This is a genomic window from Cellulophaga omnivescoria, assembly GCF_001999725.1.
GTDB lineage: Bacteria > Bacteroidota > Bacteroidia > Flavobacteriales > Flavobacteriaceae > Cellulophaga > Cellulophaga omnivescoria.
Map to the genome: position 1 here is coordinate 1 of NZ_MDDP01000049.1, position 23,099 is coordinate 23,099.

Genomic DNA, 23,099 nt, shown 5'->3' on the forward strand with positions numbered 1-23,099 from the left:
ATTATTTGTAATTTATTTTGAAAAAAATTACAAATAATATTTTTAGTACTGGTTTGTAGCCAACATTACCAAAGTACAACCAACAACCACTTCTATGTTGTTCTTTTTCAGTATTTTATAAAAATCTAAATTTTCTGTTCCGGGGTTAAATATTACCCGTTTTGGTTGTAATTTTACTATATCTTTGTAATATTCTACCTGCTTAGATGGATTTAAATACAAAGTAACTGTATTTATATTTTGAAATTCGGTTAAATTATCTTTAATTTGAACACGTAAAACAGTCCCTAAATTTTTACCAAATGCCACAGTTGTTATGTTCTTTTCTTTAAGTTTCTTAATTGCAAGATAACTATACCGATTCGGATTCAACGAAGCACCAAAAACAAGGGTTTTAGACATTTTTTGAAAATTTAATGTTAAATATTGTTAACGATTGTAACTTTATTGTAAAATTTACGTCTTATAACTATACATAGTTATTTAAATATAGACATTTTAAGATAAGGTCATTGATAACGCTGTATTTTTATAGTTAATGGTTAGTGTTTAGTATAGCCTATCGATGACAAAGAAGCCCAGAGTTCTGCTCTGGGCTTTATGTTTTTATATACTTAACGTATTAATTACCATTTAATAACAACACTACCCCAGGTAAAGCCACTACCAAATGCTGCTAAAATAACCAAATCTCCTTTTTTAACTTTACCTTGTTCCCAAGCTTCCGTTAATGCAATTGGTATAGATGCTGCTGTTGTGTTACCATAGTTCATTATATTATTAAACACTTGGTCATCATTTAGTTTAAACTTCTTTTGTATAAACTGTGATATTCTAAGGTTTGCCTGGTGCGGTACCAACATATCAATATCAGACACTTCTAAATTATTTGCCTGTAAACCTTCCATTATTACCTCACTAAAACGAACCACTGCATTTTTAAATACAAACTGGCCGTTCATATACGGAAAATATGATTCATCATTGGGATCTGCCTCTTCAATAATATCGGTTACCCAACGTTTACCCATCCCTGGGGCAATTAAAGATAACTCTTCTGCATGTTGTCCTTCAGAATGTAAATGTGTAGATAAAATTCCGGTTTCATTGTCTTCTGCTCTACTTAATACTGCTGCACCTGCCCCATCACCAAAAATTACAGAAACACTTCTACCACGTGTTGTCATATCTAAACCGTGAGAATGTAATTCAGAACCAATAACAAGCACATTTTTATACATTCCGCTTTTAATATATTGGTCTGCTACAGATATACCGTAGACAAAACCAGAACATTGGTTCCTAACATCTAATGCCCCAACTGTTTTAATACCTAAATCTCTTTGCACTAAAACTCCCGGCCCAGGAAAATAATAATCTGGACTTAGTGTGGCAAAAACTATAAAATCTATATCATCTTTATCTATACCTGCGCGTTCTATTGCTATTTTAGCTGCCTTAACACCCATTGTTGTTGTAGTGTCTCCATCTCCTTTAACTACATGTCTTCTTTCTTTTATTCCAGTACGCTCTTGTATCCAAGCATCATTAGTATCCATTACCTTAGATAAATCATCATTGGTAACTACATTTTCTGGCACATAATGACCTAAGCCAATTATTTTTGAATTGTACATAACTTTTACTTTAATATCTTAGTTTGGTTTGGGCTACACCCAATTTAAAGCTGCAATATATAAATAATGATAATTTTTAATTGCAATAATTGAAGATAACCAAAAAATCTGATATTTTTTAATAGAATGTCAGTTTGTCATATATAGCTTAATTGGTATTTTATTTGCCATACCCATAACAGAATAAAAAAATTAATAATCAGTTTTCCTAAAAGGGATAAAAAATACAATTTAATTATGGCGACAGGTAAAATTAATGTATCCGTTGAGAATATTTTTCCGCTTATTAAAAAGTTCTTATATAGCGACCACGAGATATTTTTACGTGAGTTAATATCTAATGCTACAGATGCAACTTTAAAACTTAAACATTTAACTTCTATAGGTGAAGCTAAAGTAGAATATGGCAACCCTGTTATAGAAATTAAGGTTGATAAGGAAGGTAAAAAAATACATATTATAGACCAAGGTCTTGGTATGACAGCAGACGAGGTAGAAAAGTATATTAACCAAGTTGCTTTTTCTGGTGCTGAAGAGTTTTTAGACAAATACAAAGACTCTGCTAAAGACTCTGGTATTATTGGTCATTTTGGACTTGGATTTTACTCTGCCTTTATGGTTGCAGATAAAGTAGAAATTATTACCAAAAGCTTTAAAGATGAGCCAGCTGCACATTGGACTTGTGATGGTTCTCCTAACTTTACTTTAGAAGCTGCAGATAAAACAGAACGTGGTACAGAAATTATTTTACACGTTGCAGATGACTCTACAGAGTTTTTAGAAGACAGTAAGATTAATGAACTTTTAACCAAGTACAATAAATTTATGCCGGTACCAATTAAGTTTGGTATGCGTACAGAAACTTTACCTAAGCCAGAAGATGCTAAGGAAGAGGATCCTGCACCAACGCAAGAGGTAGACAATATTATAAACAACCCAAATCCAGCTTGGACAAAAGCTCCGGCAGATTTACAAGAAGAGGATTATAAAGGGTTTTACAGAGAGCTTTACCCAATGCAGTTTGAGGAGCCTTTGTTTCATATACACCTTAATGTAGATTACCCGTTTAACTTAACAGGTATTTTATATTTCCCTAAATTAACAAACGACTTAAACATACAAAAAGACCGTATACAACTATACCAAAACCAAGTTTTTGTTACAGACAATGTAGAAGGTATAGTACCAGAATTTTTAACTATGTTACGTGGTGTTATAGACTCACCAGACATACCGTTAAATGTTTCTAGATCATACTTACAGGCAGATGGTGCTGTTAAAAAAATATCATCATACATTTCTAGAAAAGTAGCAGATAAACTATCGTCTTTATTTAAAAATAATAGAGAAGATTTTGAAGCTAAATGGAATGACATTAAAATTGTTATTGAATACGGAATGCTTTCTGATGATAAATTCTTTGACAAGGCTGACAAATTTGCATTGTACCCAACAGTAGATGGCGCTTTTTACACGTTTGAAGAGTTACAAGAGAAAATAAAAGCTACACAAACTGATAAAGACAATAAACTTGTTCTTTTATATGCATCTAATAAAGAAGCACAACACAGTTATATTGAAGCTGCAAAAACTAAAGGATACGAAGTTTTATTATTAGACTCACCTATCATTAGCCACTTAATGCAAAAATTAGAAACTTCTAAAGAGAATATTTCTTTTGCAAGAGTAGATGCAGACCACATAGACAATCTTATTAAGAAAGATGAAGAGCAGATCTCTAAACTATCTGAAGAAGAAAAAGAAACGCTTAAAAAAGAGTTAGAAGAAACTATTACCAATAAAAGCTTTACTGTACAGTTAGAAGCTATGGATAGTAACGCTGCTCCTTTTACAATTACAGAGCCAGAGTTTATGCGTAGAATGAAAGAAATGCAACAAACCGGTGGCGGTGGTGGTATGTTTGGTATGGGTAATATGCCAGAAATGTACAACCTTATTGTAAACACAAACCACGATCTAGTTTCTGAAATTCTAAATGCAGATGCACCAGAAACAAAAACACGTTTAATAAACCAATCTTTAGACTTAGCACGCTTATCTAAAGGCTTATTAAAAGGTGAAGAGCTTACAAACTTTATTAAAAGAAGTTACGAGATGGTAAAGTAACATTTACTCATAGACTTAAAAATATAAAATCCGCATTAACTACTTAATGCGGATTTTTTTATATCAATTACACTCTTTTTAATTGTGGTAATAAATTAAACCATTAGCTACTTTTAAATTTATATTCTGATCCTCTAACGTAAAATTTGCTGCAGGGCTTAAACCGTCTTTAACCTTAGATTTAAAGGCATTTATAAGATTATTATTCTCGTTTTTACCATATAGGTTTAATTTAGAATAATCTGAATCTAATTTAAAGCTATTATTATTTAAATTGTAAAACCAAAAAACACCATTATAATCCTTTATTTCTACATTTTCATTTAGCTCCGCAATTTCCACTTTTGAAAAATCATTTTCTATAGTTGCGTTTTTAATGCTTCCAATTAAAGCTTTATAAACATCATTAAAATAGAATTGAGCTCCTTCTATTTCTTTTGCATAAAAATAACCATCCTTTATATGAAATCTACTTTTGCTGTTTGTTATTTTATCTAAAATTACACCACCTCTTTTTATTTTTAGTTCAGTCTGGTTTTCTATTTTATCAAAATTAATTTGACTACCAGAACCATTTACTCTTAAAATAACACCCTCAGGAACTTTAATTACAAACTTAGGCTTTGCCCTCTTAGATTTTTCATATTTATACTTAGTTTTATTAGGCTTAGTTTTAATAGACCTTAAATATGGCCTATAACCAGCATGTATTTCTTTTACAATAGAATCTTTTGTTTTTCTTCTATTAATAGTATCCTTACTTTTAAAACTCAAGGCTCTATTAGTCATTGTTACAAATTCAAAAAAACGATATTTTAAATTTTTCCCTCTACTTGTTATTATCAGGTTACCATCTTCCTTCTCTGTTGTTACTTTAATAGCTTCTACATAATTTTGTATTTGCCTTTTTGAGTATTTAGTAAAAGAAACAGAGTAATTTACGTGTACTTTATCATCAATAGAGTTCTCTATTAAAACATCATCAGTAAACAAATTAACAGTTACATTACCCTCTTTATTTACTTCAAAATCCTTTTTATACACAACTACCTCTTGCGCACTAACTACTCCTGTTGTAATTAAAATTAACAATAGTAAAATTTTATATTGCTGTTTCATTTTGATCTTTTTTTGCGTTTAATATTTTTATATGTTCTTGTATGTCTTTAAGCAGACTTAGACGCGTTTGCAGATTTCTAATTAAATCTTCTACCACAAAAAGGTTATTTTTATCGGCTTTAAATTCTTTGGAAATTTGTTTGTAATCCGCATCTAACTGTGTCAGCTTTTGTTTATACCTGCGTATTAGTTTTTCATCTGTGGCCACAGCTAAAAAATTCTTCCATTCTGTATCTATATTGGCTAAATACTCTGTTTCTACTTTTTTAAGTTCTTCCGTAATTTGTACTGTATTTACCTCTTCATCTGTAGCATTCTGCTGTACAAACACAAATGCCAACCCTACAAGTAAAACAAATACTGCCGCAATCTTCATAAACCTATAATTATACTTTTTTGCAGATGGCATATTACCTAACTTCTCTAAAAACTCGTCCTTATGTGTTACTGGTAATTCTTTTTTAGGAAAATCATCTTTAGTAAAACTGTTTCTTAAATTTTTCATCTCCTTTATTTTTGTTGAATAATTTCTTTATTCGTTTTTACTTTGGTCTCATTTAACAATTCTTGCAACTGCAATCTTCCTCTACGCAAATGTGTTCTAGATGTTTTTATTGGCAACTGTAAAATTTGTGATATTTCTTCGTGATCATACCCCTCTATTAAGTACAATTGCACCACTAACTTGTATTTAACTGTTAATGACTCTATTGCTTTAAGCACGTCTTTTTTGGTTATTGCATCATTAAAATACCAATCAGATTCTTCTTCAAACTCATACACAACATCATCTAAATCCTCAAAAATTAACTTTTGCTTTTTTAACACATCTAAGCATTGGTTAATTACAATTCGTTTTAACCAAGCTCCTATTGTGTATGTACACTCGTAATCATTAATTTTACCAAAAGCTTTTATAAAGCTCTCCTGCATTGCATCTTTTGCATCTTCTTCGTTTCTTAAATACCTACAAGCAATAACAAACATTGCGTCACAATAATTTGTATACAACTGTACCTGAGATTTTTTATCTCCTTTTTTACAGCCGGCAATTAATTGGTTTGTGGTTTGTTGCATAAATGTTTGTAAGTATTCTATCTTAAAAACGATTGCTTTTTTAAAGGGTTTCATTTTTAACAAAAAAACATCACTAAATTTTAGTGATGGTTTAAAAATAAGTAAGTTTTAAAGTATTTATACCCGAAATTTATTTTTGTAATAATTTTTATAAGCTTCAATTTTACACTAACTACAACTACTTAACAAAAACCATTGTATTTATATGCAATGGTTTTTTATCTTTATAGGATGAAAGTAGTAGCAACCAACCTTGGTAAACCAACCAAAATACAGTGGAACGGTAAAGAAGAAGTAACTGGAATTTATAAATACCCAACAACTGAACCAATACAATTAATGAACACAGATGTTGTTAATGATGCTGTTATAGATCGTAAACACCACGGAGGCACCCACAAAGCTTGTTATTTATTTTCTGCAGACGTTTATGATTATTGGAAAAAACTATACCCTAATTTAGATTGGAATTGGGGAATGTTTGGAGAAAACCTTACCGTTAAAGGCCTAAATGAAGCAATAATTAGAATTGGCGATATTTACAAAGTAGGAACTGCAATTGTGCAAGTTTCACAACCAAGAGAACCTTGTTATAAACTAGGTATACGTTTTGGAAACCAACAAATACTAAAACAATTTATAGACCATAACCGTCCTGGCACTTATGTTCGTATTTTACAAGAAGGAACAGTTAATACAGGTGATATTTTTACGTTGGTAGAACAATCTAAAAACAAACTTACGGTACAAGATTTTTACAAATTACTTTTTACTAAGGAAAAAAATACAGACACAGTTAAATTAGCTGTAAACAATATGGCCTTACCAGAAAAAAAGAGATTACGTTTAGCCAAATACCTTTAAAATTATGATATATCCATGGCACCTATACCTTATGGCTTTACTGTATATAATTGCGGGTATTATGCATTTTATTAAACCAAAAATGTATACTCGTATTATGCCAATGTACCTACCAAAGCATTTACTATTGGTTTATATAAGTGGTATTTTAGAGGTTGTAATTGGTACAGGATTGGTTTATACTTACACTAAAAACCTAGCTATTTATGCATTAATAGCAATGTTAGCAGTTTTTTTACTTGTTCATTTTTATATGCTATCTAGTAAAAAAGCAGCAGCAGGCATACCAATGTATATTTTAATTTTACGCATACCATTACAATTTGTTTTAATGTATTGGGCTTATTACTACTTGCAATTTTAAGCATAAAAAAAGGAGGCCATAAAAATAGCCTCCTTAAACTCTCACAACAATACTTAACTTAATTAGTTTAAACTAACTAATTTACTGTATCTATCTTTGTTAACTTCAACAACAAATCTAAATTCTTCTTCAGCAAAATTAGAAAATCTAAATGCTTTTTCTACTCTTAATTTATTATCAAAATTTTCTGAGTAAACTTCGTTTCCTTCTAAATCATATACAGAAACAACTACTTTACCTTTATTTTTATTTAAAAAACTCATTACTACTAAATCTCCTCTTTTCTGAAAAATAGGCTTAGTAACTTCTTTTTTCTCATCTACTATAACTTCTCCATTGTTAATGTGTATAGCATAAGAAACTTTTTTTAACATATTTTCTACGTTTAAGTAGTAGTTTCCGTCTTCTAAACTCTCTACATTAAACTTTTTACTGTAAACCGATTTATCGTGAATCTCTTCTGAATAAAATACAGAAGAATTTTGATCTACAAATTTTACAACTGTTTGTAGATTTCTAGCTTCAAATTTGAAGATTAAATCTTTTGAATTCTTTTTTGTCACCAATTCTAATGATGATTCTTCCATTGCAAAACCAGCAGTTGATACAAATAGAAACAGAACTAACGCGGAAATTTTAAAAATTGTTTTCATAGGTTTACTTTTTTAGGGTTATTCTTTTTGTTATGAATTGGTAATTAATTACACTGCAAATATATGTGGCATATTCTGTTTATTTCACCTCTATTTTTTCCAATATATATGCTATATTAACCATAATAGTGTCTAAACACTGCATTGACGTTAATTTAACATACAAAACACCCTAAATATTTTTAAAAAGGTGTTTTTAAATACATATATATTCTATTTTTGTAGTATAACTTTTTACAGATGATAAATCAGAAACCTATTTTTGAATCGATAGCTCCAGATTTTGGACACTCATTTACTTACCAAAAGTTTGATGAAGCCACCAACAATAAAAACAATACATGGCATTATCATCCAGAGATAGAATTGGTTTATGTAAATGGAGGTTCTGGTAAAAGGCAAATTGGAAGTCATATATCTTATTACACAGATGGAGATTTAATTTTAATTGATGGTAATTTACCACATTGCGGACTTACAGATGTGCTTACAAAAAATAAGAGCGAAACAGTGGTACAAATGTTGCCTAACTTTTTAGGAGATAACTTTTTTAACCTACCGGAGCTTAGAAACATTAAATCTTTATTAGATACTTGCAAGGGTGGTATTGCTTTTCATGGCAATACTAAACTTAAAATTGGAGATAAAATAGAGGTACTAGAATACCAAACAGATTTTCAGCGCTTAATATCTATACTAAATATTTTAAATGAATTAGGAAAATCTAACGAGTATACCTTATTAAATGCTGAAGGTTTTGCTATGAAAACAGAGGTAAAAGATAACGACCGTATTAATGTTATTTTTAATTACGTTAAAACAAACTTTAGAGAAGAAATTACATTGGACAGCATTGCCTCTTTGGTGAATATGACGGTACCATCATTTTGTAGGTATTTTAAAAAAATTACAAACAAAACTTTTATTCAGTTTACCAATGAATATAGGTTGGTACACGCTTCTAAATTATTAGCAGAACAAAAAATGAGTATTACAGAGGTTTGTTTTGAGTGCGGATTTAACAATTTTTCTCACTTTAATAAATCTTTTAAAAAATTTACAGGTCAAAATCCATCTGAATATAGAAATGAACTTAAAACTATAGTTGCTTAAGTTTTTAAATAAAAACTTATTCCTTGTATATAGACATAAAAAAATCGGTTTTAAATATATCTAAAACCGATTTTTTTATCTGTTATCCTAAATAATGTTAGTTACATACTGCCTTTACTAAGTTTGGATGGCCTTACTAATGTCCTCATACACAACTACAATTTACAAAATGCAACAGTTATGCCAAAATTTAAAAAAACACAGTTGTATTTACTAAATAATCGTTAAAACTATTTATAAATTTGATTTAGCACCTTAGCCAAACGTAAACCTCCTTTTAACAACTGTTTACGTAGTGTACCCATATGCAAGTAACTGTACCTGTAACTTAGTTTTTCACCTATTTCTGCAGATTTGTATACTTCTTCAGCCAAATTCTGAGATTCCTCTATCCAATCATAAATAGTACCGTCTTGTATTTTTGCTTTTTGCTTTTTATCTATTTTAGGTAAAGCATTAGCAAGTTCAGAATAGCTCATACCATAGGACTCTATCATATCAGAATCCCAAACACGGTGTAAATTAGAACCTTCATTAAACCAACGTACTTGTATATCATTACCGCCTTTATCTTCTGCATGACCAGCGTGTAAAGGTTGATGCATATCTCCAATTAAGTGAACCAACATTTTTAAATGAAAAGATTTATCTTTTTTTGTACTCTTCTCATCCTTTAACACGGCAACACACTTTTCTATCCCAACCATTAAATCTCCTTCTTCTGGAGGCGTAATTTCTGTATACTTTTTATTTGCCGGAAAATTTACATAATGCCAAGGATAATAAGCTTTAAAATCACGGTCAGATTTTATTTCATCTGCATAATTAGACACAAAAGCCAAATCTTGTCCCTCTAACAATTTTTTAATCGCCTTTTTTGCTTTTCTGCTTAGTTCTTTTTGTGCTACCTCACCAACAGTCCTATGCCCTGTTTTACCCCAAAAAATATTGTTGGCAAAAGAAACTTGAACCGCTAAAAAAAGGAGTATACTTATCTTTTTCATTATAATTTTAATTTTGGCAAAAATAGAAAAATGAAAGTTAAAGTAATCTAATTTTTTAGTTGGTTTTATTTTTTTAACTTATCCTTATGCACAAAAACAAAATATTTTGAAATTACACAAAATTAAGAATCCATATATAAGATACACACTAGCTAGTGTAGTTGTATTAATATTTATTATTATACTTTTTATTACTAGTGTTTATATAGGTATGTGGGGAAAAATACCTAGCTCAAAAGAATTAACTACATTAAAATACCAGCAAGCATCAGAAGTTTATTCTGCTGATAGTGTTTTAATTGGTAAATATTATTTGCAAGACAGGCAACCAATTCCTTTTACTGATTTTCCAAAACATTTAACAGAAGCATTAGTTGCAATTGAAGATGAACGTTTTTACAACCATACTGGAGTTGACTATAAAAGTATGTTTAGGGTTGCTTTTAAAAGTGTTTTGTTGCAAGATAAATCTTCTGGCGGCGGAAGCACCATTAGTCAGCAATTAGTAAAAAACTTATACCCAAGAACCAAACGTGGCAAGCTTAATTTAGTTGTTGCTAAACTTAAAGAAATGTTTGTTGCTCGCAGATTAGAAAGTATTTATAGTAAAGAAGAAATTTTATATCATTATTTAAATCAGGTTTCCTTTGGAGACAACACACACGGTATAGAAAGTGCTTCTCTAAAGTTTTTTAACAAGCACACTAAAGATATATCTATACCAGAGGCTGCAACATTAATTGGTATGTTAAAAGCTACCTACGGTTACAACCCAAGAGTTTTTCCTAAAAAAAGCATTAGTCGTAGAAACTTAGTTATGCAAGCTATGTATAACAATAGCTATTTAAATGAAAAACAAAAAGATAGTCTTATTAAAACACCTTTAAAATTAGATTATAGAGACTTTAATTATAATGATGGTATTGCTCCTTATTTTAGAGAAGAAGTTAGAAAACAATTATTAAAATGGACTAAAGATAAAAATGCAAGTGGTGAAAATTTAAATATTTACACATCTGGTTTAAAAATATACACTACTTTAAATTATAAAATGCAGGTATTGGCTGAAGAAGCAATGCAAGAGCATATGAAAAAATTACAGTCTGACTTTGAAAAAAGTTATGGTAAAAATGCACCGTGGCTAACCAATAAAAGTATTATTAACAAAACGGTAAAACAATCATTACCTTATAAAAAGCTAAAAGCACTAAACTTACCCGAAAAACAAATATTAGACTCTTTAAATAAAAAAAAGACAATGACTTTAGCCACTTGGGATAAAGACATTACAATACAAGCAAGTACTATAGACAGTATTAAACATTATAGTAAATTTTTAAATATTGGCTCTTTGGCTGTAGACCCTGCTACCGGAGAAGTAAAAGTTTGGATTGGCGGTGTTAACTTTAAACACTTTAAGTACGATCATATATCGCAAAGTAAAAGGCAAGTTGGTTCTACTTTTAAACCAATTGTATATACCACTGCTTTAGAGCAAGGTATTGGCCCTTGCACCTACTTTTCTGCACAAGAGGTAGAATATAAAAATTTAAAAAAATGGAGCCCGTCTAACTCTGGCTCTAAAGATGAAAGTTTTCTTAACTACTCTATGGAAGAAGCGTTAAGCAACTCTGTAAACACTGTTGCTGTAAAAGTTTTAGAAAAAGCAGGAATAAAAAATACTATTGAACAAGCTAAAAAAATGGGGATTTCTACAGAGCTACCTAACGAGCCTTCTTTGGCTTTAGGTACTGCAGAAGTTAAAATTAACGAGCTTGCAAAAGCATACACCACTTTTGCAAATAATGGCAAACACAGTACTCCGTTTTTAATTAAACAAATTACTACTAACAAAGACTCTATTATAGAAACCTTTGAACCTAAAATTGCTAAGCAAACTGCGTTTTCTAATGAAACTAATATGATTATGTTAGAGCTAATGAAAGCTACTATTAATACAGGTACTGCAGCTAGAATTAGAAACACTTACAAATTAACTAATGACATTGCAGGCAAAACGGGAACAACACAAAACAATAAAGATGCTTGGTTTGTAGGTGTAACTCCAAAATTAGTAAGTGTTACTTGGGTTGGATTAGACAATCATGAAATAGGGTTTAAAAGTACAGCTCTTGGTCAAGGTGCAAATGCTGCTCTACCAGCTTTTGCTTTATTTCTGCAAAAAATGAATAAAGACAGTGATTTTAATTATATTACTAAAGCTAAATTTAATAAACCTACAGACGCCGTTTTACAGTCATTAGACTGCGATCCTACCAAAAAAGATGGTTTTTTTAAACGTTTATTTAAAAATCCTAACAAGAAAAAAAGAAAGGATTTTAAACGTAGTTAATTGCTTATTAATATATTTAGCCAACTCTAACAAAACGCCAACTAGAAAATGAAGGAATATAAAATTATTAGACAAAGAACCAAATTTCGCAATACAGATAGTGATTTTGAAGATGAATTAAACTCATTAGCTAAACAAGGTTGGGTAGTAAAATCTTCTATTGTTATGAATAGCTCAAGTTTATTTAAGGTAATTTTAGAGCGCGATAAAAACAGGTAATCATGAAAAAACTACTAATACTGTGTTTGGTATTCCCAATTCTAATTTTTGCTCAAGAAATAAAAACTGAAGAACTAGATTTAAAAAACGGAGACATTAGTTTACCTGGTACTTTAACAGTAGCACCATCTAAAAAGAAAACACCTCTTGTAATTTTTATTCAAGGTTCTGGTAATGGAGACCGTAATGGTAACCAAGCCGGTACACTTATGCAAATTGGCTACATAAAAACCCTTAGAGATAGTTTAAATGCTAAAGGAATTTCATTTTATAGCTATGACAAGAGATCTGCAAATCTAAACAATTTAAAAAGTGTAAAAGATATTAGCTTTAAAGGTTTTGTAGATGATGCTAACGTAGCCATAGATTATTTTAAAAACGACAAACGCTTTAGTGGCATTACAATAATTGGCCATAGCCAAGGCTCTTTGGTGGGTATGTTGGCTATTAATACACGTAATGATAAAGCTGTTGCTTCTTACATATCATTAGCTGGGCCAGGAAAAACTTTTGACAAAACAATTGTAGAACAATTAACAGCTCAAAATCCTGACTTAGGCAAAGCAGCCAAAGAACAATTTGAAGAATTAGTACAAACAGATACTATCAAAGAGGTTAATCCGCTTTTAATTAGTGTTTTTCAACCAGTTTATCAAAAATTCATAAAAGAATGGGCTACAGAAAATCCCGCAACTGAAATTAAAAAATTGCAAATTCCTGTTTTAATTTTAAATGGTGATGCAGATCTTCAAGTTAGTACAGCCGATGCACAATTATTAAAAGACGCACACCCTAAAGCTACTTTAAAAATTATTCCTAAAATGAATCACGTTTTAAAGGTTGTAAATTCTATAGTTGAAAACCAAGAAGCTTATACATCAAAAGACTATAAAATATCTAAAGAGCTTATTAATACTATAGATAAATTTGTATCTAAATAAAAACTTGAGATCCAATAATAATGACTTATAAAATTTTGTGTTCTGATTTAGACGGAACCTTACTTACCACAAAAAATGATGTTTCTGACGTAACCATAAAAGAAATAAACAGAATAAAAAACCACCTTAAAGTAATTTTAGTTTCTGCCAGAATGCCAAAATCTATGCGCTATTTACAAGAAAGATTAGGTATAGAAAATTTACCTATTATATGTTATAATGGTGCTTTGGTTTTAGATAATGACAAACAACTATTTTCTACTTTTATTAGTTGCAAAGAATTGCAAACCATACACAAAATTGCAGAAAAACACACTGTAAAAATGGGCTTGTATTATATGGATGAATGGTACGTACCGGAAGACTCAGAACGTGTGCAAAAAGAAATTCACCATACCAAAGCAGAACCTATTTTTGAAGACACTAAAATAACTTTAGTAAATTGGGAAAAGAGAGGTGTTGGTGCTCATAAAATAATGCTAATGGGTACTAAACAGACTACAGATGCTATTTTTAGTGTTTTAACGTCTACCCTAGGCGAAAGTCTACATTTTTACAGATCTAATGATACTTTAATAGAAGTTGCTCCCAAAACAATATCTAAACTATCTGCTATAGAATTACTATTACAGAATGAAACTTTAGAAGAGGTAATTGCTTTTGGTGATAATTATAATGATATCGAAATGCTTACCCACGTAGGCTGTGGTGTTGCTGTAGAAAACGGAAGAACAGAAGTTAAGGCAATTGCTAAGCACGTAACGCTTAAAAACACAGAGAACGGAGTTGCGCACTTTATAAAGCAAAACATCTTAATTTAAGTATATTTGAGAAAACTCACTTTTTAGAACTAAACTATTTATGATAGAACCACTTATTACAGATGATAAAGTTGTTTTTGGATTATTAACTCTTTGCTTAGGTTTTGTTTTTTACACCTCAGCTAAAAAAACAGGATTTTGGAGTAAATTTTACACCATTGTTCCTGGTATATTACTTTGTTATTTACTCCCTGCAATTTTAACTTCTACAGGTATTATTGCAGAAACTTGGAAAACAGTAGATGATGCTGGCGTTGTAACAGAACACGAGTCTGGTTTGTACTATATGGCTAGTAGGTATTTGTTGCCTGCAGCTTTAGTTTTAATGACATTGAGTATAGATTTAAAAGCTATTACCAACCTTGGCTCTAAAGCTTTAATTATGTTTTTAACAGGTTCTGTTGGTATTATTATTGGCGGACCAATAGCAATATTAATAGTATCAGTTTTTTCTCCAGATACTGTTGGCGGTAATGATTTTGATGCTATTTGGAGAGGACTATCTACCATTGCTGGTAGTTGGATAGGTGGTGGTGCTAACCAAGCTGCTATGCTAGAAATTTTTAAGTATAATCCAGAAAAATATGGTGGTATGGTGCTTATAGATGTAGTTGTAGCAAACATTTGGATGGCTATAATTTTGTTAGGTGTAGGTAAAACCACAAAAATTGATAAATGGTTAAAAGCAGATGCTTCTGCTATAGAAACCTTAAAAATAAAAGTAACTGCCTTTACAGAAAAAATTACCAGAACACCAACAACGCAAGATTATATGATGTTGCTTTTCTTAGCATTTACAGCAGTAGGTTTAGCGCATTTTTTAGGTGGTAATATAAGTTCTTATTTAGAAAACAATGTTGCCGCTGTAGCAGATAAAAAAAGCTTTTTATCTTTTTTAGGCTCTAGTTTCTTTTGGATGGTTGTTTTTGCAACTATTGCTGGTATTGCATTATCTTTTACTAAAGCTAAAAACTTAGAAGGTGCTGGTGCTAGTAAAATAGGTGGTGTTTTTATATACATTTTAGTTGCTACTATTGGTATGAAAATGGATTTGGGTAAAGTATTAGAGAACCCAGGACTTATTGTTATTGGCCTAATATGGATTGCTATACACGCTGGTTTACTAATATTAGTAGCTAAGCTTATAAAAGCTCCTTACTTCTTTTTAGCTGTGGGTAGCCAAGCCAATGTTGGTGGTGCAGCTTCTGCTCCTATTGTAGCGGCAGAGTTTCACCCATCGTTAACTTCTGTGGGAGTATTACTTGCTGTTTTTGGTTATGTAGTTGGTACAGGTGGTGCATTACTTTGTGCCTACCTTATGGAGGTTGCCTCTTCTCTTTAATTAAAAAGTTATACACAAAACAAAAGGCATTAACTATTTTTTAAGAAAAATTAGTGATATTTGCTGCACTTAAAAAATTATAAAATGAATAGATTTTTTCTTCTGTTTCTAGTTGGTTTGAGCATTGTTGCTTGTAATTCTACAACTAAAAACACAATGGTTGTTTCTGGTAATGTAAAAGGCCTAAAAAAAGGAACACTGTATTTACAAAAAGTTAATGATACTGTTTTAGTTACAGTAGACTCTTTACAAATTAAAGGAGATGGCAATTATAGCCTATCTGCCGAATTGGAAAGCCCTGAAATATTTTATTTATATTTAGATAAATCTGACAACTCTGAATTTAATGATAGAATTACATTTTTTGGAGAACCAGGTACTATTACAATTAACACAGCCTGGAATACTTTTGCATTAAATGCTAAAATTGAAGGGTCTGATTCTCAAAAAAAACTAGAAGAGTTTAGAAAAAATGCTTCTAAATTTAACGCAGAAGCTCTACGTTTAGCACAAACAGCACAATTACCAGGTATACAAGGTAATGAACAAGCCATAGATTCTTTAAACAAAATGCTATCTAAAAACAACCTACGTGGTTATTTATATGCTTTAAATTACTCCTTAAACCATAAAGAGTCTTACGTAGCACCTTATTTAGCCTTAACAGAAGTACCAGATGTAAATGTTAAGTACTTAGATTCTATATACAATTCATTGCCAGATAGTATATCTATTTCTAAGTATGGTAAAAAGTTAAAAGAACATATTAGCAAAGTAAAAGCTGCTAACAAATAAACATAAAAAAACATCCGCCATTGGCGGATGTTTTTATTTTGTGTAAACAGTAAAAATTAACCTAATTTATTAATCTCCGCAACTAATTCTGTAGCTTTAGTTTCTAGCTCTGTACGTACTGCTGTTAAATGCTTACTTCTATTATCAACATCTTTATTGTTTACTTTAGCGATTAACTCATCAAAAGTAGCAATTGCAGAATCTATAATTTTAGAACCTTCTTTAGAATCTTTAGAGTTTGAAGTTGCTTCCCAAAAGTAAACCGCTTCAATAATATCTCCTAAAACAAAATTTATGTCTTTTTTTAAATCTCTTATGCTTGCCATTTGTATTAATTTTTATGCAAAAATACATATTTAACTTATACAAATAGTTTCTTATGTATAATATATTAGCTTAAGTAATAAATAGTTTAAATAGTTACTTCTAACAATTTTGCTCCGTTAGAAACTATTTCTATAGATGTAGACATTGCAGGCACTAAAATTGTTTCCCCCTTAACGAGACTTGCTTCTCCGTATTCATTTTTTACAGTAGCAGCACCTCCAACACACATATAAATAGTAAATGAATCTCTATTGGCTACGTCTTGTTTTAAATTATCTGTTAACTCTATAAAATTAGTTTTAAAATAAGGGCAATCTACCATGGTGTTTACCTCATTCTTCCCTGTACTATAAGCAACTTTAAAATCGTCCTTTTTAGTGTAATCTATAGCATCTAAAGCTTGCTCTGTATGTAGCTCCCTTAAATTTCCGTTTTTATCTTTACGGTTAAAATCAAAAACTCTATAAGTTACGTCAGAAGTTTGCTGTATTTCGGCTAATAAAACACCCGCACCAATTGCGTGTATTTTTCCTGTATTAATAAAAAAAGTATCACCTTCTTGTACTTTTTCATAATTTAATAAATCCAGCAATGTATCATTTTCAATACTTGCTGCGTACTCTTCCTTTGCCACATCTTTATTAAAACCTACAATAAGCTCTGCGTCCTGGTCTGCATCCATTACATACCACATTTCTGTTTTTCCAAATGAGTTATGCCTTTTTTTAGCTAATTCATCATTAGGATGCAGTTGCACCGATAGATCCTGCTTAGCGTCTATAAACTTAATTAGTATAGGAAATTCTGTTCCAAAACGTTCTGCAACACTTTTTCCTAAAAGGTCATTCGTTTTTGTATTTATCAATTCTTGCAAAGATGTTCCCAACAAATCTCCGTTAGCTACAATAGAAACATCTCCTTTAACTGTAGATAATTCCCAGCTTTCACCTGTTATATCATTTTCTATAGGCTTATTTAAAACATCTCTTAACTTGGTACCACCCCAAAGTCTTTCTTTTAAAATAGGATTAAATTTTAACGGATACATATATGTGTTGTTTATAAGTTTACTATTTAATTATCCAGAATATGTAACGTAATTTCTTGGCGTCTCATACAATACAATTTCCAAGTCTTTAGATGCATCAATCTCTGGTCTAAGCTTGTTCCAAATTACTACAGCAATATTTTCTGCAGTTGGATTTAGCTCTTTAAACTCTGGAACCTCTATATTTAAATTTTTATGGTCTAAGGCTTTTTCTACTTTTTCTTTAATAAGATCTTTTAAAACCTTCATATCCATCACAAAGCCTGTTATAGGATCTATTTCTCCTGCAACGCTAACTATAAGCTCATAATTGTGACCGTGATAATTTGGATTACTACACAAGCCAAAAACTGCTTTATTTTTTTCTGCATCCCAGGCTTTATTGTGTAGTCTGTGAGCCGAATTAAAATGTGCTTTTCTACTTACTTTAACCTTCATATTAGTATTGGTTTTGTAATGTGTATTTATGAAAACGGTCAAAAATTATTTTAAACCATTCTGTATAATTTTTAGGGTTTTTCTGGATATCTATTTTTATATCATCTAAAGCCATCCATTTCCAATCTTCTACTTCTTCTTTGTTTATATTGGGCTCATCATTAAACTTGCCAATCATTACATGATCTAATTCATGTTCTGTTAAACCATTATCAAAAGGAGCTTTGTATATAAATGAAAAAAGTTCTTTTAGTTCTGTTACAAATCCCATTTCTTCTTGCAACCTTCTCTTGCCTGCTTCTAAGTTAGATTCACCTACTCTTTGGTGACTACAACAGGTGTTGGTCCATAACAAAGGAGAGTGGTATTTCTCTGATGCACGTTGCTGCAACATTGTTTCTCCTTTGTCATTCATTACAAATACAGAAAATGCTCTATGGAGGAGTGCTTTTTCATGAGCCTCCATTTTACCCATTGTACCTATTTGCTGGTCTTGTTCGTTAACTAATATTACTTGTTCTTCAATCATAATATTACAAAAATAAGACCTTTATGTTATTTATGAGCAACATAAAAAAGAAAAAACACCTTTACAAGTAAAAGTGTTTTTCATCTATTTTATCGCTAAATTATTAAATTAAAAGAATCTAGGCGATTTTAAATTTTTCTTAGTTTTTATAAAGTCATAACGCAACATTACCTCAAAAGAGCCATCATTAAAAGAAGTACTACCTAGTTCTGTTGTTTCTTTATCGTAGGCTAGTCCTATCATAAAATCTTCGGATACCTGAAAACCAAACATACCACTAAATGCGGCACTCCAACGGTAAGCTCCTCCTAAAATAAATTTATCGTTAAACATAAAATTAGCAGATAAATCTACTTGTAATGGCGCACCTTTTACACCTTTAGTTAAAATTGTTGGTTTAAACTTTACAGATTCATTTAAATCAAATACATACCCTGTCATTAAATAAATATGCATTTGCTCATTTGCTACTGTTGGGTTAGAACCCTCTGCAAAATGCTTTGTTTCTAATATTCTTGGAACAGATAAACCTGCATAAAATTTTTCTGTATGATAATATACTCCAGCTCCAACATTTGGTGAAAATCTATTATCAATGTCTTGCTGTAAAGTTGGATCTACACCATTGCTATTATCTTGGTTTAATTCTGAAAAACGAACATCTAACAAATGTGCACTTGCTTTTAAACCAAATGATAATCTTCCTTCTACAGAGGTATATATTGTGTATGAAAAATCACCATCAAAATAGGTTTCTGAAGTTGGTCCAATAACATCATTAACTACAGAAAAACCAACTCCAACTCCCCTATAACCAAGTGGTGTATGAAAGTTAAAGGTCTGCGTTTTTGGCGCCCCCTCTAGACCTACCCATTGAGATCTGTGTAATAAACCAACACTCATATGACCACGAGAACCTGCATAGGCCGGATTTATACTTATGGTATTATACATGTATTGTGTGTATTGCGCATCTTGTTGTGCCCAACCAGATACGGTACCAAGGACTAAGAGCAATATATTTGCTATTAGTAGTTTAAAATGTTTTGTTGTTGCGCTCATAAACTTAATGCTATTTGTTTAAATATATGTAGCCGCTAAGCTGTTTAGTTTTACCTGCTGGTGTGGTATAATCTAACACATAAAAATATGTTCCAACTGGTAATTTTTTATCTTTATTAACTGTAACTCTACCGTGAGATGTACCGTCAAAATTATTGTTTTGAGTGTCATAAGACTTAGTAACAAACACTTGTACTCCCCATCTATTATAAATTCTAATAGTGTTATTAGGGAACCTCTCTAGTCCTGTTATTTTAAGCACATCATGTATACCATCTCCGTTTGGTGTAACTACATTAAATATTTCTATACCATCTTCTTCTGATTCTGGAAAATCTAAATAATCTGGAATACCATCACCGTCTGCATCATCATTTGCAAAATCACCATCATTATTAATATCTTCATCAATAGTTGGTATGCCGTCTCCGTCATCATCAGTATCTCTATAATCTAACTCACCATCGCCATCAGAGTTTGGTAAGTCGTTTATAGGATCATCTATTTCATCATTTTTATCATCATCAATAGTAGTAGACCCTTCAAAACCATCATCAAGACCATCATTATCCTTATCAGACCCTACAAATGTATCATCTGGAATACCATTACTGTCTGTATCATTAGCTTCTATTACATCTGGCACTCCATCGTTATCACTATCTTCATCTAAATAATCTGGTAAACTATCACCATCCGTATCTACTGGGAAAATTCCTAAATTACCATCAGTTTCATAAGCATCATCTAAACCATTACCGTTTTCATCTAAACCACTTGGAGGTATGTAACCTGCTGTAGTTTGAGCCTCTACGTTATCTGGGATACCATCATCATCTGCATCTATATCTAAATAATCTGGAATTCCATCACCATCTGTATCCGTAGGATCTGTAGCCGGATTATTGTCTCCGTCTAGGTTAAGATCTTCAAAGCTATCAAGTATACCATCATTATCTGCATCTAAATCTGTCATTTCAGACTCATTAACAATAACAGTAATTGTAGATGTACTACAGTTACCAAGAGTATCACAAAGGGTATAAGTAAAAGTATCTCTACCAATATAACCTGGATTTGGTGTGTATGTAATGATATCATCAGCCGGATTATTTGGCGTACCGTTATTGTCTACTACAATTGTACCATTAGATGGATCTGTTGTTGTAAATGTACCATTGGTAGGTAAATCGTTATCATTTAAATGCCAATTATCTATTATAATTGTTTCATCTTCATCTGTTGCAACTACATCATCCTGTGTATCTAAAATTGGTACTACGGTAACATCTACTGTTGCTGTACTACAATCGCCATAACTATTACACACGGTGTATGTAAAAGAGTCTGGACCATTATAGTCTGCATCCGGAACATACGTAACAATATCATCAGACGGAATATTAGGTGTTCCATTATCGTCAATAGTTACCGTACCATTTACGGGGTCTGAAGTTGTTAATGTACCAGGATTAGGTAAACCATTATCATTAGCAAAAATATCTACAATTATTGAGGTGTCTTCATCTACTGTAACAATATCATTTTCTAAATCACTTGCCTCACTCATACATACTACCTTAAAACTAGGTAGCTGAACAGAGTTACCTGCTTTAAGCAATGTTGCTACATATTTTACAACATCTTTAGTTGCTATAACTTGTGGAGCTGTTTGATCTCCTGCTAACGCTGGTGACCAACTTACAGATGCCCCTGATGAAATATTTGCAGAAATATCTAATGTAACCTCGTTGTTTGGTGTATTACAATCTGTAAGTATAAAATATGTACTTGCGTTTTTACCACACAAGGTACCATCATAAGTTGCAAAATATACGCCTGGCTGACTCACTTCATAAAAGAAGTCTGTACCCAAAACGGTACTGGTATCTGCTGCGTTGTACCATTTATAATTATTCTCGTCTGTACTATTTGGTGCTTGCAATAAAAATTGAGCACTAATTACATTAGCGCAGAACAAGCCTAGTAGCAGAGCGAATAAAAATTTATATGTTTTAATTGATTTCAAATTTCTAGGATAAGTTTTTATTCGCTTTAGCTTACTTTACTACAAATACAACGTTTATTAAAGTGTTGTAGTCTGTAGGTTGATTAGTTACTGTATATGTTAAAACACCATTTGCATTTATATTCATTGTTGCTGTATTAAACACTGTAGGATCTGCATAAGTAACATAATAATATAATTCTGTTCTAGTATATGTTGGTAAAGCTGATGGTGCTCCAACACTACCTACAGTTGGTGTTCCATACTGCTTAATATATTCGTCATATAAATCTAATGTCTTAGTTCCGTTTGTTGCTACATCTACTTCTACAGACGGTGGGTAAAATATACGTGCCGCTTTAGATGTAATTGGAGCGATAGCTTGTATTACCTCTTGTACATTAGTTTCTGCTGTTGGAGATGCTTCTCCACCTTCGTCTACATCTATAGGTGTACGTAACTCTACTTCATCATCATATTGATCATCTGAACCTAAATCTGATAATGGAACATTAAAGTTTCCTCCACCATCTGTTAATCTTAAATTATTACCTACTACTCTAAAGTTAGTATTGTATTCGTTACCGATTACAGAATCTGCATCATCAACATTTATAGTAACATTGTTACCTCCTGATATAGCTACATAACCTGCATTACCATTTGTTGATAATGTTTGATCATCGGATGCAGGATCGCCTGGATCTCCTTTTTGACCTGCAGGACCTTGTGGTCCTTGAGCACCTGTTGCTCCAGTGGCACCTCTTTCTCCTTGGTCTCCTTTATCTCCCTTATCACCTTTTTGTCCATCTTGTCCAGCTTGACCTTGTGGTCCCTGAGGCCCTTGAGCTCCGGTTGCCCCAGTAGCACCTCTTTCTCCTTGATCTCCTTTATCTCCTTTATCTCCCTTATCTCCTTTTTGCCCATCTTGTCCAGCTTGACCTTGTGGTCCCTGAGGCCCTTGAGGTCCTTGTGGTCCTTGATCTCCTTGGATTCCTTGGATTCCTTGGTCGCCCTGGTCGCCTTTATCTCCTTTTTCTCCTTGAATTCCCTGAAGTCCTTGTGGTCCTTGGTCACCTTGGTCTCCTTTTTCTCCTTGGATTCCTTGAAGTCCTTGTGGTCCTTGATCTCCTTGGTCTCCCTTTTCTCCTTGATATCCCTGAGTCCTTGTGCTTCCTTGGTCACCTTGGTCTCCTTTACATCTTCTCTCTTCTTCATCGATTTCTCCTCTACCCCCACTTCCCTTCCCCCCACACCC

At 31.7% G+C, this 23,099-nt stretch carries 24 protein-coding genes; 10 read left to right on the forward strand and 14 right to left on the reverse strand.

Annotated elements, in window-relative coordinates:
- Positions 1 to 42: 42 nt before the first annotated feature.
- Positions 43 to 402 carry a CoA-binding protein gene (locus tag BFJ87_RS15140; RefSeq protein WP_077406537.1) on the reverse strand — a complete coding sequence of 120 codons (360 nt, stop codon included), beginning with the start codon at positions 400 to 402 and terminating at the stop codon, positions 43 to 45.
- A gap of 224 nt (positions 403 to 626) precedes the next feature.
- The gene (locus tag BFJ87_RS15145; RefSeq protein WP_077406540.1) at positions 627 to 1,637 is read right to left on the reverse strand and encodes a 3-oxoacyl-ACP synthase III family protein; all 1,011 of its coding nucleotides are present in this window, start codon (positions 1,635 to 1,637) and stop codon (positions 627 to 629) included.
- A gap of 237 nt (positions 1,638 to 1,874) precedes the next feature.
- Between BFJ87_RS15145 and htpG the strand changes: the two genes are divergently transcribed.
- Positions 1,875 to 3,764 (forward strand): molecular chaperone HtpG, encoded by a 1,890-nt coding sequence (gene htpG, locus BFJ87_RS15150; protein WP_077406543.1) that lies wholly within the window; start codon positions 1,875 to 1,877, stop codon positions 3,762 to 3,764.
- A gap of 78 nt (positions 3,765 to 3,842) precedes the next feature.
- Here the strand turns inward: htpG and BFJ87_RS15155 are convergent, their stop codons facing one another.
- Genes BFJ87_RS15155 through BFJ87_RS15165 form a run of 3 tightly spaced genes read right to left on the reverse strand, consistent with a single transcriptional unit; the run spans position 3,843 to position 6,014 of the window.
- Positions 3,843 to 4,883, reverse strand: a complete 1,041-nt coding sequence (locus tag BFJ87_RS15155) for a hypothetical protein (protein ID WP_077406546.1) — start codon at positions 4,881 to 4,883, stop codon at positions 3,843 to 3,845.
- Positions 4,867 to 5,388 (reverse strand): hypothetical protein, encoded by a 522-nt coding sequence (locus BFJ87_RS15160; RefSeq protein WP_077406549.1) that lies wholly within the window; start codon positions 5,386 to 5,388, stop codon positions 4,867 to 4,869. The genes BFJ87_RS15155 and BFJ87_RS15160 overlap by 17 nt, the downstream gene beginning before the upstream one ends.
- 5 nt (positions 5,389 to 5,393) lie before the next feature.
- Positions 5,394 to 6,014, reverse strand: a complete 621-nt coding sequence (locus BFJ87_RS15165; RefSeq protein ID WP_077406552.1) for an RNA polymerase sigma factor — start codon at positions 6,012 to 6,014, stop codon at positions 5,394 to 5,396.
- Positions 6,015 to 6,191: 177 nt separating this feature from the next.
- On the opposite strand from BFJ87_RS15165, the gene BFJ87_RS15170 reads away from it, so the two are divergent.
- Entirely contained in the window at positions 6,192 to 6,824 is a 633-nt protein-coding gene (locus BFJ87_RS15170; RefSeq protein ID WP_171974523.1) for an MOSC domain-containing protein, read from the forward strand.
- Between the two features lie 4 nt (positions 6,825 to 6,828).
- Complete coding sequence (locus BFJ87_RS15175) at positions 6,829 to 7,188, forward strand: DoxX family protein (RefSeq protein ID WP_077406557.1); 360 nt, start codon at positions 6,829 to 6,831, stop codon at positions 7,186 to 7,188.
- A 62-nt stretch (positions 7,189 to 7,250) separates the two neighbouring features.
- Here the strand turns inward: BFJ87_RS15175 and BFJ87_RS15180 are convergent, their stop codons facing one another.
- The gene (locus BFJ87_RS15180) at positions 7,251 to 7,841 is read right to left on the reverse strand and encodes a hypothetical protein (RefSeq protein ID WP_077406560.1); all 591 of its coding nucleotides are present in this window, start codon (positions 7,839 to 7,841) and stop codon (positions 7,251 to 7,253) included.
- A 240-nt stretch (positions 7,842 to 8,081) separates the two neighbouring features.
- On the opposite strand from BFJ87_RS15180, the gene BFJ87_RS15185 reads away from it, so the two are divergent.
- Positions 8,082 to 8,954, forward strand: a complete 873-nt coding sequence (locus BFJ87_RS15185; protein ID WP_077406563.1) for an AraC family transcriptional regulator — start codon at positions 8,082 to 8,084, stop codon at positions 8,952 to 8,954.
- A 230-nt stretch (positions 8,955 to 9,184) separates the two neighbouring features.
- Here the strand turns inward: BFJ87_RS15185 and BFJ87_RS15190 are convergent, their stop codons facing one another.
- Complete coding sequence (locus BFJ87_RS15190; protein WP_077406566.1) at positions 9,185 to 9,958, reverse strand: S1/P1 nuclease; 774 nt, start codon at positions 9,956 to 9,958, stop codon at positions 9,185 to 9,187.
- A 106-nt stretch (positions 9,959 to 10,064) separates the two neighbouring features.
- On the opposite strand from BFJ87_RS15190, the gene BFJ87_RS15195 reads away from it, so the two are divergent.
- From BFJ87_RS15195 to BFJ87_RS15220, 6 genes are all read left to right on the forward strand, one after another.
- Entirely contained in the window at positions 10,065 to 12,311 is a 2,247-nt protein-coding gene (locus tag BFJ87_RS15195) for a transglycosylase domain-containing protein (RefSeq protein WP_077406569.1), read from the forward strand.
- Positions 12,312 to 12,359: 48 nt separating this feature from the next.
- Positions 12,360 to 12,530, forward strand: a complete 171-nt coding sequence (locus BFJ87_RS15200; protein WP_077406572.1) for a DUF4177 domain-containing protein — start codon at positions 12,360 to 12,362, stop codon at positions 12,528 to 12,530.
- 2 nt (positions 12,531 to 12,532) lie between these two features.
- Positions 12,533 to 13,471: an alpha/beta hydrolase gene (locus BFJ87_RS15205; protein ID WP_077406575.1), complete on the forward strand. Its 939-nt coding sequence runs from the start codon at positions 12,533 to 12,535 to the stop codon at positions 13,469 to 13,471.
- Between the two features lie 20 nt (positions 13,472 to 13,491).
- Positions 13,492 to 14,292, forward strand: coding sequence for a Cof-type HAD-IIB family hydrolase (locus BFJ87_RS15210; RefSeq protein WP_077406578.1), 801 nt, complete (start codon positions 13,492 to 13,494; stop codon positions 14,290 to 14,292).
- A gap of 40 nt (positions 14,293 to 14,332) precedes the next feature.
- Complete coding sequence (locus BFJ87_RS15215; protein WP_077406582.1) at positions 14,333 to 15,634, forward strand: DUF819 family protein; 1,302 nt, start codon at positions 14,333 to 14,335, stop codon at positions 15,632 to 15,634.
- Positions 15,635 to 15,718: 84 nt separating this feature from the next.
- Positions 15,719 to 16,429 (forward strand): DUF4369 domain-containing protein, encoded by a 711-nt coding sequence (locus BFJ87_RS15220; protein WP_077406585.1) that lies wholly within the window; start codon positions 15,719 to 15,721, stop codon positions 16,427 to 16,429.
- A 56-nt stretch (positions 16,430 to 16,485) separates the two neighbouring features.
- Here BFJ87_RS15220 and BFJ87_RS15225 read toward each other — a convergent pair whose 3' ends face one another.
- The 7 genes from BFJ87_RS15225 to BFJ87_RS17095 form a co-directional block, all read right to left on the reverse strand.
- Complete coding sequence (locus BFJ87_RS15225; RefSeq protein ID WP_077406588.1) at positions 16,486 to 16,755, reverse strand: hypothetical protein; 270 nt, start codon at positions 16,753 to 16,755, stop codon at positions 16,486 to 16,488.
- Between the two features lie 86 nt (positions 16,756 to 16,841).
- Positions 16,842 to 17,804, reverse strand: coding sequence for a type I phosphomannose isomerase catalytic subunit (locus BFJ87_RS15230; RefSeq protein ID WP_077406591.1), 963 nt, complete (start codon positions 17,802 to 17,804; stop codon positions 16,842 to 16,844).
- Between the two features lie 30 nt (positions 17,805 to 17,834).
- Positions 17,835 to 18,242 (reverse strand): 6-pyruvoyl trahydropterin synthase family protein, encoded by a 408-nt coding sequence (locus BFJ87_RS15235; RefSeq protein ID WP_077406594.1) that lies wholly within the window; start codon positions 18,240 to 18,242, stop codon positions 17,835 to 17,837.
- Position 18,243: 1 nt separating this feature from the next.
- Positions 18,244 to 18,771 (reverse strand): isopentenyl-diphosphate Delta-isomerase, encoded by a 528-nt coding sequence (gene idi / locus BFJ87_RS15240; protein ID WP_077406597.1) that lies wholly within the window; start codon positions 18,769 to 18,771, stop codon positions 18,244 to 18,246.
- Between the two features lie 108 nt (positions 18,772 to 18,879).
- Positions 18,880 to 19,833 carry a PorP/SprF family type IX secretion system membrane protein gene (locus BFJ87_RS15245; RefSeq protein ID WP_077406600.1) on the reverse strand — a complete coding sequence of 318 codons (954 nt, stop codon included), beginning with the start codon at positions 19,831 to 19,833 and terminating at the stop codon, positions 18,880 to 18,882.
- Between the two features lie 10 nt (positions 19,834 to 19,843).
- A complete protein-coding gene (locus BFJ87_RS15250; RefSeq protein WP_077406603.1) occupies positions 19,844 to 21,862 on the reverse strand; it encodes a T9SS type B sorting domain-containing protein in 2,019 nt (672 codons plus the stop codon).
- A 31-nt stretch (positions 21,863 to 21,893) separates the two neighbouring features.
- The coding region (locus BFJ87_RS17095; RefSeq protein ID WP_139344265.1) for a collagen-like domain-containing protein at positions 21,894 to 23,099 on the reverse strand (1,206 nt) is incomplete at its 5' end.

Bases quoted from the DNA above. Each gene is read 5' to 3' on its own strand.
- idi (WP_077406597.1), bottom strand. From the start codon at position 18,771: ATGATTGAAGAACAAGTAATATTAGTTAACGAACAAGACCAGCAAATA.
- BFJ87_RS15190 (WP_077406566.1), bottom strand. From the start codon at position 9,958: ATGAAAAAGATAAGTATACTCCTTTTTTTAGCGGTTCAAGTTTCTTTT.
- BFJ87_RS15220 (WP_077406585.1), top strand. From the start codon at position 15,719: ATGAATAGATTTTTTCTTCTGTTTCTAGTTGGTTTGAGCATTGTTGCT.
- BFJ87_RS15210 (WP_077406578.1), top strand. From the start codon at position 13,492: ATGACTTATAAAATTTTGTGTTCTGATTTAGACGGAACCTTACTTACC.
- BFJ87_RS15155 (WP_077406546.1), bottom strand. From the start codon at position 4,883: ATGAAACAGCAATATAAAATTTTACTATTGTTAATTTTAATTACAACA.
- BFJ87_RS15140 (WP_077406537.1), bottom strand. From the start codon at position 402: ATGTCTAAAACCCTTGTTTTTGGTGCTTCGTTGAATCCGAATCGGTAT.
- BFJ87_RS15180 (WP_077406560.1), bottom strand. From the start codon at position 7,841: ATGAAAACAATTTTTAAAATTTCCGCGTTAGTTCTGTTTCTATTTGTA.
- BFJ87_RS15170 (WP_171974523.1), top strand. From the start codon at position 6,192: ATGAAAGTAGTAGCAACCAACCTTGGTAAACCAACCAAAATACAGTGG.
- htpG (WP_077406543.1), top strand. From the start codon at position 1,875: ATGGCGACAGGTAAAATTAATGTATCCGTTGAGAATATTTTTCCGCTT.
- BFJ87_RS15200 (WP_077406572.1), top strand. From the start codon at position 12,360: ATGAAGGAATATAAAATTATTAGACAAAGAACCAAATTTCGCAATACA.
- BFJ87_RS15245 (WP_077406600.1), bottom strand. From the start codon at position 19,833: ATGAGCGCAACAACAAAACATTTTAAACTACTAATAGCAAATATATTG.
- BFJ87_RS15205 (WP_077406575.1), top strand. From the start codon at position 12,533: ATGAAAAAACTACTAATACTGTGTTTGGTATTCCCAATTCTAATTTTT.
- BFJ87_RS15235 (WP_077406594.1), bottom strand. From the start codon at position 18,242: ATGAAGGTTAAAGTAAGTAGAAAAGCACATTTTAATTCGGCTCACAGA.
- BFJ87_RS15225 (WP_077406588.1), bottom strand. From the start codon at position 16,755: ATGGCAAGCATAAGAGATTTAAAAAAAGACATAAATTTTGTTTTAGGA.
- BFJ87_RS15145 (WP_077406540.1), bottom strand. From the start codon at position 1,637: ATGTACAATTCAAAAATAATTGGCTTAGGTCATTATGTGCCAGAAAAT.
- BFJ87_RS15230 (WP_077406591.1), bottom strand. From the start codon at position 17,804: ATGTATCCGTTAAAATTTAATCCTATTTTAAAAGAAAGACTTTGGGGT.
- BFJ87_RS15175 (WP_077406557.1), top strand. From the start codon at position 6,829: ATGATATATCCATGGCACCTATACCTTATGGCTTTACTGTATATAATT.
- BFJ87_RS15185 (WP_077406563.1), top strand. From the start codon at position 8,082: ATGATAAATCAGAAACCTATTTTTGAATCGATAGCTCCAGATTTTGGA.
- BFJ87_RS15160 (WP_077406549.1), bottom strand. From the start codon at position 5,388: ATGAAAAATTTAAGAAACAGTTTTACTAAAGATGATTTTCCTAAAAAA.
- BFJ87_RS15165 (WP_077406552.1), bottom strand. From the start codon at position 6,014: ATGAAACCCTTTAAAAAAGCAATCGTTTTTAAGATAGAATACTTACAA.
- BFJ87_RS15215 (WP_077406582.1), top strand. From the start codon at position 14,333: ATGATAGAACCACTTATTACAGATGATAAAGTTGTTTTTGGATTATTA.